Below are 11,028 nucleotides of genomic sequence, written 5' to 3' on the forward strand. Positions count from 1 at the left end.
GAGGCCGTGCAGAATCACGGTAATTCCCTTTGACAATTTGTTTTGTTCCAGTCGGCTTCTTATTTCCATTAACCTGTTTTCTTCCAGGGTGTTTTCCAGCATTCCAAGCTGCTGGTATTCCTCTTTTCCAAAGAATAGTTGCTTTTCCACGATCTTTTCCGGCTTTAAGAGATCCTTTTCCTCGCCTGCGAAATTTAATTCGAGTCCTTCTTTCTCCAATAGCTCCAGCGCCTTGTCGGTGAGTTTTAATTCCGAAGAATTAAGGAAATCTCCTTTTACCACTTCCACCAGGTCTGATTTTATAAGAGGATTAATTCCTTTGATCAGGCTTTGGGTAAAATGGATCCGCCGGACTTCATCATCTATCAGTCCTTCAATACTTCGACTTAAAGACACCGATTCCATGCCGCTGATACTTTTCCAGGAGAGGTACAACAACAGGCATTTTTCCCGGTATTCCAGCTCCAGACGTTTAATTTCCTGAACAAAAGCAATTTTCTCATTCTTTTTCAGGAGCCTCCGCACATTGCTATATAGTTCGTAGGTACATATCTCCCCCTCATCACAGCTGCAGGCCTGTTTGTAAAAACTCTCCAGGAATTCTATTATTCCGTTTTCTGACTTTTCCGGGGCGGGCAGAGGGAGTTCATCTCTTACCACCGCCGCCTTTACCGTGGGGTGAATGCCAAAGTCTTCCTTTCTCCCCCGCCCAAAAGCCCCACTTCGGTTGATCTCTATAAGATTTTTCTCCTCCAGGCTTGTCCATTCTGAAGTATAGTTGAGCAGCAAAATACCTTTATAATCCAGGAATTTTCCAAGGCTTTTCAGGCAGGTACCTTCTCCTTCTAGCTCCAGTTGAAAGATGATGGCAAAAAAGAAGGCCTGCAGCGGGGAAACCCTTAATTTTTCAGCCAGATAGCCGAGCTCATTTTCTATGATTTTGAAGGTACCGCCCTGCATCGCACAGCCTTTAGCAACTTCACAAATGCGATTGATCTTTTCCAGGATTTCGTTGGTAAATTGCTTCTCCATGTTCTTATTTTTTTCAAAACTATGGGCGCGTTGCGACAGAAGATGACAGTTTGTTATTTTTTTTGGGTTCTCGGCTCTTGTCATGTCAGTTCTGAGTTGCGGGTTCTCGGTTCCTTTTTTTGAAACGGCAGGTAATCTTAAAAAGGAAGAACTTCTATTGCTTACTCTTATGGGATTTCTCACGGAGCCTGTCCTGAGCGGTAGCCGAAGGGTTCGAAATGACAAGGCAAGTGGGAGTTCTTGTCATTCCGACAGAGCGAGGTAGGAGCGACGAGGAATCTCATAATGTAGCTCTCTAACTGTTTTAATAGTGGAAACACTCTGATGGGATTTCTTATTGCCCTTCTCCTGAGTTTTAACTTAAGGATTCCGAATTACAATAAATCAATTTATTAATGTAAACTCATGTTATTCAGCTGATTAAATTTAATTCATTATTTTTAAATATAACTTCATCCATACGTGGCAAATGATTGAATACACTGAAGGTATCTATAAATTCCATATTTATATACTTACAAACAAGTATAGAACTACCTATTACATTGGGGTAACTAGTAATTTGAAAAGGCGTTTGCAGGAGCATAAAGAATCAATAGAACTCCGGAAAAAATCTTTTGTAGCCCGGTATAATTTAACGGATCTAGTCTATATAGAAACCTTTGGATGGATACAGCAAGCCCTCGCCAGAGAGAAAGAATTAAAAGCCTGGAGAAGGGAGAAAAAGCAGAATTTAATTCGTTGCTATAATCCAAAGATTGAAGCTTTGAATTCCATGTTCGAAAAGTAATGCCTCCCTTGACTCTTGTCATTCCGATGGAGCGAGGTAGGAGCGACGAGGAATCTCATTAGGAAACTCCTTTAGTTGTATAGTCCTAACTACCCTTGCCCACTCAGATGAGATTCCTCCCGGAGCCCGTCCCGAGCGCTAGTCGAAGGCTTCGGAGTTACAATTAGTGAGGGGTTCTTGTCATTCCGACACAGCGAGGTAGAAGGGACGAGGAATCTCATAATCGAGTTCCTTTATTTTTATAGTCGTAACTACCCTTGCTCACTCATATGAAATTTCTTACGGAGCCTGTCCTGAGCGGTAGCCGAAGGCTTCGCAGTGACAAATACAAAGGGTCCTTTTGATTCGGGTAACTATTCCTTACCCATAAAAGCAGCCGGCCCGATCTTCTTCTACTTCTTTAAAGAAAAGGTCCAGGTCGTCCACCATTGGGCGGGGAGGGTAAACTTCCCATTTCATATTCGCCCGTTGCCAATAGATCTTCCAGACCTTCCGGCTTTTGTTGAATGTAGCTTTAGCAATAGCGGGGTAAATTTTCTCCTCAGGATGCACGGGATGAGGTCGTATCTCGTAGATGAGGACAGACTGCCCTTTTATATCACATCCCAGATCTATCTTATGCCTGATGTTTTCCTCCGGTCGCTTTCTGTCCAGGAATGCCTGAATCTTAGTTTTGATTTTTTGCTTCTCTTCTGAAGTGAATGCCATAGCCTGATCTTTATAATACAAGTTTAGGAAAATTTGCCATTTCTGCATAACTCTTCTTTGGCCTGATTCCAGATTTCGCATCGAAACATGTTTGTGTGTCTAATGAAATATGAGTTAATTAATCTTTGTATTCGGCTCAGGATTTTTGTGATTGATAGTCTCTCCCATTTGTCATTCCGACAGAGCGAGGTAGGAGGGACGAGGAATCTTTTAAGTTCTGAGTTGTGAGTTTTGGGTTCTCGGTTTTTCTTTTTTTAGTGGAGAGTGGAGAGTGGAAAGTGGAGAGTGGATTTTTTGGTTTTTCTTAGTTGAAGCTGGGTAACATATTAGCTCACTCAGATGAGATCCTGAGTCAGGCTCAGGATGACGTTTGTAAGGAATTCCGTCATTCCGGACTTGATCCGGAATCTCATTCTGCGGTTCTGAGTTGTGAGTTTTCGGTTTTTCTTTTTTGAAACCACCGGAATTTTGAATAGGAATATCTTCTATTGCTTACTCAGATGGGATTTCTCCCGGAGCCTGTCCTGAGCGGTAGCCGAAGGGTTCGAAATGACAAATTTTTGAGGAGTTCATTCCGACGGAGCGAGGTAGGAGCGACGACGAATCTCATAATGAAATATTGTATTCAACCACCTCCCTAAAATACTCCCAGATCATCACCATGGCCAGGGTATCGAGTTCGCAGTATTTTAGCAGAGATTGTTTTATCGCCAGGCGTTCTTCCTCCGGCATATCGGTGTATTGGAGTTTGCCGTAGGCGGTAAGGGCAGCACCTCCATCGGCGATTCCGGTGAGGCCGGAGACGGATTCTTCTATCTGTTCCTCATCCCAGTCTGCAAAGAGGGGTGGAAGCATTTTGTAGGGATTCACCAGCTTGCCCTCTTCCACCTGCAACCAGACATGTTCCCGGTTGAAGTTTTTTGAAGTGAGTCCGATTTCACCAATAGATTGGGAGTATTTCTGTTGTAGTAATTCCGAGGAATTCAGAACCGCGGGAAGGACGGCCTTAATAGAATTGGAGCCGCCCATGTGCGGACTGTAATAATAATCCTTGACCACCTGAAACAGGTCGATCATGTTGCGGTCGCCATTCCATTTTTCCGTGGCGCTTTTTTTGGATTGGGTGATGTGCTTGATGAATTCCTGCAGTTCTTTTTTATCAGGTTCGTCAGACTCTTCCAGTTGCTGATATATAGCATTGAGGATGGTATTTTCGTGTGGGGCATACCTGAAGATGCTGCCGGAGTTTTTAGAAAGTGCCTTTTTTAGTTCCCGTACGAATTCGAAGTTCGGGAATTTCCCGGGTTCAAAATTGATGTATTCGCTTTCGTGTTTGATGATTCCGGCCTCATCTACCGTATGATGAGAAAATTGAAAAGCTACCTGCTCGTAAGGCCTTCGACCTTTATTGAAGGGCAGGGCGGTGGCGCTGGTTTCAAAGTCGATGAAATTGAGCGGAAACTTCCAGCTTTGCATTTCCTGTTTCAGCGCTTCTTTTAAAATATATGGCCCCGGGTCATCACTCCGGGTTTTTTCCACCTGTATCCATTGCCTTTCTGAAGAGGAGATCTTTCCGGCTTCAGGTTTTACCCCAAGATCATCCTCATTTAAATCCCTGAAAAAGAATTTATCTTCTTTAAAAAGTTTAGGCCCTTTCTTGTAATGCAGGTTCCAGATATCCCAGATAACAAACTCAGTAAATTCATTTTCACTCCAGCCCATCTGACCGGTCCAGCATTCCCTGAAGCCCGACTTTTTTCCTTCGGCCAGTTCCTCTTCTGTAGCTCTGAATTCACAGCCTTTACAGTTGGAGTAGGAGACAGGGGCATTGAAGAATTTGTCGGCTGTATAATGTTCTGAAAAGATCTTGATGCTCTGCTCCAGATTGAGGTTCTCGTAACACAAATGCTTTCCGGCTTCTATTTCATCCAGGATAGTATCTATGTTTATTTTGCCCAGAACACTACCGCCAATCTCCTCCAGGCTGTTTACCTTTTTGGTAATCCCGGTACGATTCCCGGCAGTTTTATTGATCCTGAAAAGCTGGTTGAGACCTTCAATGGGTGCTTTCTTGCTTTTATCGGCTAACATGAGATAAGACTTGATCTTCCACTCAGGATGACATTTTTGGATCACGTAGCGCTGAAAGGCCACATCAAACAAATAGGGCTTCCAGCCACTAACGAGTCTGCCCTTTTTTCCCACCAGCAGGTTTTCATCTGCCGGATCAAAGGATTTTGCCTTCACCTCGATAAGCTGAACATTATTCCCCCGCTTCACCAGGATATCGGTGCGGATGAACAGGTTCTCAGTTTTAAAAGCAGCTTCAAAGATCACTACATTTTCCCGTTGCAGCAGTTCTTCGGTTTGCGCCGCCAGCAGGTCGTAATTCCAGTCGTTATCATCTATTAAAATTCCCTCAGGATAATGCAGCCGCGCCAGTTCCTCCACCTGGAATCCGCCCTGGGCCAGAGCTTCCAGGAAAGGATCTTCCAGCTTTTGGTTGGCATACTCCTTCTTTTTGGTGTAAAAGAGCTTGTTCGGGCATTCCAGGGCTTGTTTAAAACGGGATTTGGTGAGGAGGCGTTGAGACATGTTTTTTGTATTATCTGACTAAGATAGCAAGTGACAGCGACAAAAGCTGGCGTCAATATAGATTCCTTGGTAAGCCATTGAAGCTTTTAAAATTTGAGCCGAATAGATTTTTTTGCGGCTCATTGAAATTTCTCCCCGAAGATTTTTACGGTATACAATATACGGTCTACATTATACATTTTACGTAAATTTCAAAAAATCCCCCTTAGATGGTAAACAGGTTATATCTCCGGAATTTCGGGAAATTGGTTTTTCTCGCCTTGGTTTTTTCTTTTCTGGCTTATGTGATGTATGATAAGCCGAATGATTCAGAAACGCAGCAAGAATCTTCAAAAGAGGAAACAATTTTCACCTCAGAGCAAACCAATTATACTTTCAGGGACAGCATTGTGGAATATGGAATGAATTTGTTAGGAACGCCTTATGTAACGGCGGGTAGCGGAAAAGAAGGTTTTGACTGTTCCGGTTATATATATTTTGTTTTTCAACGTTTTGATATTGAGGTGCCCCGAAGTACGGCAGGATATGAAAATTTTGGAACTGAGATCCCCATTGAGAAGGTCCAGAAAGGAGATCTTCTATTGTTTTTAAGTCCCACCCGCGATACGATTGGTCATATTGGTATTGTTTCTACTGCAAATGGGAATGAAAGCGATTTTATTCACGCTACCTCAGGTAGTGCGATGAAAGTAGTTATTACAAATCTTTCGAACGAAGGCTACACCCGCCGGTTCGTAAAAGCCATCCGGGTGTTATAAATACTACCTGATACCCCCGCCAGATTATTTTACCTCGTACAAAGTAGTCACTAAAACTCCCTGAAAACCGGGAGCCGGAACAGATAATAACTGTGTTTCATCTTTGGCCTTAAAGTGAAACGGGGGTGCGGAAAGCTTAACGCCACTCTGTTTTTTTAGTCTGATTCCCTGCCCGGAAATAATATCCTTATTGGGTTCAAAATCTTCTTCCGGTAAATGCTCGGTGAGAATAACATATTTGAAATCGTATAATTTTTCTACCAGCCTTTTAATTTCCGCATTCGATAAATGTTGCAACACCTGCCTTAGAATCGCGCAATCTCCCGCAGGCAATTCATCCTTTGCAATATCCAAAGCATGAAATTCCAAATTATCTGCTTTGAATTCTTTTTTATTATGCGCTATAAGCTCCGGTACTATGTCTACAGCGATATACTTTTTGGAATACTGTACCAGTTCTTTACCGATATTAAAATCCCCGCAACCCAGATCACAAACTATCGGTGGGGTTTCAAAACTTTTTAAAAATTCCGATACTACAGCGATATACGGATTTACTGTTTCGGGATGATGGGAGCCTAAACCGGAGTAATATTCAGATCTCTTCCCACCCCACAGGTTGTTTTTATAGATCTGCGCCATGGCATCTTTAGTTGGCCAGGGCTGCTTTATTTTTTTCTTTTTTGTCATTTAAAGGAAAATCCAGAACGGTCGTCCCATCGATTATGCGGCGGTTTTCTTAAAGCCTTATTTTGTCAGAATCTTGTCTGTTAGAAAAGAAGGATAATATTTCTACTGAATCATTATTTATGCGATAGTATAAAGTATTAAATCTGGCTACTACAACTCTTCTAACATTTTTCCTCTTTCCGGAAACCTGAAATAGTTCTGGATTTTTAGAGATTAATTCTACTATATGATCCAGTTCATGGGAGAAATTTTTCAATTCTCTTTCCGTCCAGTTTTCTTCTAGGTATATTACTGTATTTTCTAATTCAGAAAGGGCGTGGTCAGTCCACAGAATTTTATAACCACTTTTCATATAATTTCTTCGCTTCGGAATGAGATCTTAGTTTTCCGGAATCAGCATCCTGAATTCCTTTGTCGATTGATTTCTTTTCCTCTTTGGATATTTCCTTCCACCAATCTGTTTTCTCAGTCTCTCGCAACTTCATTATTTTTTCAATAATGGATTCATCATTCAGGGTAGATAACCACTGAATTAATTCGATTTTCTTATTTTGAAGATCTATATCCATACCTCAAATTTACAATTTTACCTTTAATTCTTGCTCTTTAAGGAAACTTTTAACTGAGCCACAACCATGGCATCTTTGGTGGGCCAGGGCTTTTTTATTTTCTTATTTTTTGTCATTTCCTAATCCCTCATTTCAATGATCATACTTTCAGGTTCCATCCATTCCGAAAAGGAAACATCACTTTTTACTTTCCTGAATTGACACCTGTAACCGTCAAAACTGTATTCATAGAGCACTTTGCCCTTGCTTTTCAAAACTCCCACTTGTGGCGTTTGTTTAATTCTTATCGTCCAGTTCCGGCGGGTGCCGGGCAGCTTGAACAGCAGATACTCAGGATAGATCCCGGTTCTTTCAAATTCGCGCATGCCGCCCTGGATGTAGGTGATGTCTAATTTCATAAAATTTTTATTTATATGCCCGAAAATCAAAACCTCAGCCACTACACAATTATTTTAACGTTGTTGTATATCAGCAAGTTAAGCTTTGCACAATTGATGTAACTTTTCTTCTGGATAGCATTAAATTCAGGTAGGAATTTAAGATTTATAGATATGTATCGGTTAGTTTTGTTCTTCTTTTTTTGCAGCTTTAGCAGTTATGGGCAATTCTATACTGGAATGGCAATAGATCCTAATAAAGCCTTTGGGATTATAGACAATCCCAGGACTGAACAAGATCACCGGGGGCTTCATTTCGATATCGAAGCGGGATTCATTAATCATGAATTTGGCTTTTACTTACTCTACGGAAAATTCAAAGAAGCAAATTACCAGAAACTGGCTTTGGGAGCCGACTATTTCTTTTTAAAAGCCGATAAAATTGAATTTGGGATTGGAAGCAGTGTTTCCAATATCTGGAAAAAGCAGGGCGATCTATCTGAAACTACGACCTATTTTGGCTGGCTTGGGCGGCTAACCGGGATCTTTTGGGTCTATCCCAAACTAGGACTGGTGGGGAATTTTCAATATCAGAGCCGCCCCGATCTGGAAGTAACAGGTATTCTGGAAGGAAAAATCGGTTTGAGATATTTTTTTAGAAACTAAGTCTACGCTCTTGTTTTTCAGCAGTCCTTTAGAGATGCCTTTCAAATTTGCGCATCCCGCCCTGGATGTGGGTGATTTCTAATTGCATGGTGTTTGTTAATTCCTGATCTCTGAAATGCTTTTGAGTTTATAATTGCGATCCCATTCTGTGGTAAGTTCCAGATCAAAAACTTTGTAATCGTCAGTGATTTTTTCTTTTGCCTTGTAGATCATTTTATAGGTGACAATGTATCCTCCTGTTTCAGCCGGTAAAACCTTAAATGAATCCCAGTCAATATCTGAAGATGAATAAGGGTACTTACCCCGGTGGGCTTTTGCATTTCTGTAGATCCATTCCCTGGAGGGATTTTCCTCTCCATACCAGTAAGTAACCTGTGGACTCAAATACTCCGGCAATTTTTCTATTTGGTTACTATTCATAGATTGGTAGTAATCGGCGACGGTTTCTTTTAGTTCTTTTTCCGGCGTTTCATCAGAAAAAGCGAAGCTGTAAATTATCATAAAGATGGCCAGTACTCCAACAGCAGCGAGGGCCAGGATTTTAGAGTTATATTTCTTAGCTTCTTTTTTTGTTTCTGGTTTCTTTTTTTCCTGAGGAGAAGATTCCTCTTTAAAGTTGCCGGTTTTAGGTCCTAGCTTGAGTAGGTAGTTAGGATAAGTTTCATGTTTAATTTCAAAATTCCTCAAGTAATACGTAAACAGATATCTGAATTTGCATTCTTCAAGTTTTAGAAAACTCAGTTTAGAAGGATTAGATGGTGATTCCCAGTATCCGAAAATTACAAAGACAGGTATTTCTTCATTTAATTTTTTAAATCTTAATTCCTGATTTGGCTTTAAACCTTTTACTCTATTATCTATAGCTGAGGACCTGTATTTAGCCTCTACATAAAATTCTTTTCCAGTCTCTAAACACCTGAAAAGAAAATCCGGGTAACTCGCACTTTCCGGATATCTTTTCTCATTATCCTTTTTGGAACTTGTTCTATGGACAAGAGCATATCGATCTTTGGTGAAAATGGTATTTTCTACAAAGTCCTCGAACTCTTTACCAATATGATGGGAGTCCTTCTTGTAATTTTGTTGCATGCAATATTTTTAAAGTGGTACTATTTTATTTTTTTACTTGAAAATATAAAAGAGTCTTGTTGGATGGTCTCATTTTGTATTTTAAATATATGATCGGTCAAGACAGGTTAATTAATTTCTTTCCTATTTGGTTTATGAAATTACACTTTTTCGATAATACCCATTATTTGCCATTAATCGTCTTAGTTTAAATTTCTCTAAGCTTTCTTAAGCTCTCAATTTGATTTTCCTCGGTATATAGTCTCATCTCAAAATTGAATGGATATTCTCTTTTCGCTCTGGCTCTTATTTTTTGAAAGTCATCCAAATCTATATCATCAGGTTTTTCTTTTTGTAGTCCTTCTAAAGCCTTTTTTTGGTTTTTGATATAATATTCTTGCATTTCAAAGTCTCCAGGATACTCTTCTTTTCCTTTTCGTTTTATAATATCTTCTGCCCCTTCAAATTCACTGGAATTATTATTGGAGTAAACAGTATCAGGTTTGGCAGTTTTTTTTTCTTTCCCTAAAGATTTATTTTTTAGAATCTCGACTTCTTTTAAATAGGAATTGGCATCTTCTGGCTCTTTCGAAAGATTTTCAGATAAATCATAAATAAATTGAAAAATATCCGTGGAATCTGTTGCATCTAATGCATTTATATTTTTTAATGGCCCTTCTAATAGTCTTGTGCCAGATGGATCACAAATCAATGGAAGTAGGGGTAATTGGGTACCCCATCTTGCACCTAATTCAAAAAGCACATAGGTTGAACTTATACTTTTCGAGGTTATCAATCCAATGAAAACTTTTGATGAAAAAATTTCAGTGTTGATCTGTTCGTCCGTTTTAGCCCCAGTAGGTAATTTAAAACCTGCGACGCTTGTACAACGAATACTTTTATTTGGAACTTTTAAAGCCTTAATTATTAAATTTATTAAGGATTCAGCTATATCTTCATCGTCGCTACTATGGCTTATAAAGATATCTAAGCCTTTAACGTTACTGATTTTATTGAATTGATTTTCAGTCTCTTTCTTATTGCCATAATCACCCTTTATAAAATCTATCCGAAGAAGAGGAAAGCAACCAGGAATGTTGTAGAGAATAGTTTTGTTTTCATGAAGTATTTGATTTGCTAATAAAGATAGGAATTTTAGACATTGGATGGGTGTTGGCAGGTTGTAGAGTTCTCAGTTGTGAGTTCTCTGTTCTCTGTTCTCTGTTCTCTGTTTTTTAATAGTGGAAAGTGGAGAGTGGAGAGTGGATTTTTTTGGTTTTTCTTAGTTGAAGCGGGCGAACATATTAGCTCACTCAGATGAGATCCTGAGTCAGGCCTGCCTCGCCGGTCAGGCAGGCTCAGGATGACGTTTGTAAGGAATTCCGTCCAGATGGGACATCTCGACTCCGCTCGATGTGACAAAAGGGCTCGAGGTAGGAGCGACGAGGAATCTCACTGAACTGTTCTCAGTTCTTCTTTTTTTGAAACGGGCGAGGATCTTGAATAGGAAGAACTTCTATTGCTTATTCTGATTGGATTTCTCCCGGCAATCCAATCCCAAACAATTAGCTCTCATGGATGTTTCTTGATAAATTGGATTTGTTGCCGTTTTTTGCTGATTTGGATCTGTTCATTTTTTTGCTTGTCCAAAAAAACGAACCAAAAAAAGGACACTTTATTGGAGGTGTTTCCGAATCGCTACCGCGCTTCGGAACCATACTTTCCCGACTAAATTTTCTCCAAGGCTTCAAAAATTTTACGCCGGGAAAGTCCTA

At 40.2% G+C, this 11,028-nt stretch carries 13 protein-coding genes; 4 read left to right on the plus strand and 9 right to left on the minus strand.

Features of this window, described 5'->3' with window-relative positions:
* Window positions 1-1,032: hypothetical protein (locus tag ACESK1_RS10135; RefSeq protein ID WP_372920067.1), on the minus strand; the 1,032-nt coding region annotated here is incomplete at its 3' end.
* Window positions 1,033-1,501: 469 nt separating this feature from the next.
* Here ACESK1_RS10135 and ACESK1_RS10140 point away from each other — a divergent pair.
* Window positions 1,502-1,822, plus strand: coding sequence for a GIY-YIG nuclease family protein (locus ACESK1_RS10140; protein ID WP_372920068.1), 321 nt, complete (start codon window positions 1,502-1,504; stop codon window positions 1,820-1,822).
* 360 nt (window positions 1,823-2,182) lie between these two features.
* Here ACESK1_RS10140 and ACESK1_RS10145 read toward each other — a convergent pair whose 3' ends face one another.
* Complete coding sequence (locus ACESK1_RS10145) at window positions 2,183-2,611, minus strand: DUF3024 domain-containing protein (protein ID WP_372920069.1); 429 nt, start codon at window positions 2,609-2,611, stop codon at window positions 2,183-2,185.
* A 525-nt stretch (window positions 2,612-3,136) separates the two neighbouring features.
* Window positions 3,137-5,125 (minus strand): DUF2779 domain-containing protein, encoded by a 1,989-nt coding sequence (locus ACESK1_RS10150; protein WP_372920070.1) that lies wholly within the window; start codon window positions 5,123-5,125, stop codon window positions 3,137-3,139.
* Window positions 5,126-5,334: 209 nt separating this feature from the next.
* Between ACESK1_RS10150 and ACESK1_RS10155 the strand changes: the two genes are divergently transcribed.
* Entirely contained in the window at window positions 5,335-5,883 is a 549-nt protein-coding gene (locus ACESK1_RS10155) for a C40 family peptidase (protein ID WP_372920071.1), read from the plus strand.
* Between the two features lie 24 nt (window positions 5,884-5,907).
* Here the strand turns inward: ACESK1_RS10155 and ACESK1_RS10160 are convergent, their stop codons facing one another.
* The 4 genes from ACESK1_RS10160 to ACESK1_RS10175 form a co-directional block, all read right to left on the minus strand.
* Window positions 5,908-6,573: a class I SAM-dependent methyltransferase gene (locus tag ACESK1_RS10160; protein ID WP_372920072.1), complete on the minus strand. Its 666-nt coding sequence runs from the start codon at window positions 6,571-6,573 to the stop codon at window positions 5,908-5,910.
* 49 nt (window positions 6,574-6,622) lie between these two features.
* Entirely contained in the window at window positions 6,623-6,925 is a 303-nt protein-coding gene (locus ACESK1_RS10165; protein ID WP_372920073.1) for a type II toxin-antitoxin system RelE/ParE family toxin, read from the minus strand.
* On the minus strand, window positions 6,909-7,142 hold the full coding sequence (locus tag ACESK1_RS10170; protein ID WP_372920074.1) for a hypothetical protein: 234 nt from the start codon (window positions 7,140-7,142) through the stop codon (window positions 6,909-6,911). Before ACESK1_RS10170 ends, ACESK1_RS10165 begins: the two co-directional genes overlap by 17 nt.
* Before the next feature lie 119 nt (window positions 7,143-7,261).
* A complete protein-coding gene (locus ACESK1_RS10175) occupies window positions 7,262-7,540 on the minus strand; it encodes a hypothetical protein (protein ID WP_372920075.1) in 279 nt (92 codons plus the stop codon).
* A 219-nt stretch (window positions 7,541-7,759) separates the two neighbouring features.
* Here ACESK1_RS10175 and ACESK1_RS10180 point away from each other — a divergent pair, with 219 nt between their 5' ends.
* Window positions 7,760-8,185 (plus strand): hypothetical protein, encoded by a 426-nt coding sequence (locus ACESK1_RS10180; RefSeq protein WP_372920076.1) that lies wholly within the window; start codon window positions 7,760-7,762, stop codon window positions 8,183-8,185.
* Window positions 8,186-8,281: 96 nt separating this feature from the next.
* On the opposite strand, the gene ACESK1_RS10185 is transcribed toward ACESK1_RS10180, so the two are convergent.
* Both ACESK1_RS10185 and ACESK1_RS10190 read right to left on the minus strand, forming a co-directional pair.
* Window positions 8,282-9,274, minus strand: coding sequence for a hypothetical protein (locus tag ACESK1_RS10185; protein ID WP_372920077.1), 993 nt, complete (start codon window positions 9,272-9,274; stop codon window positions 8,282-8,284).
* Window positions 9,275-9,461: 187 nt separating this feature from the next.
* Window positions 9,462-10,433, minus strand: a complete 972-nt coding sequence (locus ACESK1_RS10190) for a toll/interleukin-1 receptor domain-containing protein (protein WP_372920079.1) — start codon at window positions 10,431-10,433, stop codon at window positions 9,462-9,464.
* A gap of 398 nt (window positions 10,434-10,831) precedes the next feature.
* Between ACESK1_RS10190 and ACESK1_RS10195 the strand changes: the two genes are divergently transcribed.
* Window positions 10,832-11,028, plus strand: a 197-nt coding sequence (locus tag ACESK1_RS10195) for a hypothetical protein (protein ID WP_372920078.1), incomplete at its 3' end; no start/stop codon positions are given.

Source organism: Salegentibacter sp., assembly GCF_041642575.1.
Lineage (GTDB): Bacteria > Bacteroidota > Bacteroidia > Flavobacteriales > Flavobacteriaceae > Salegentibacter.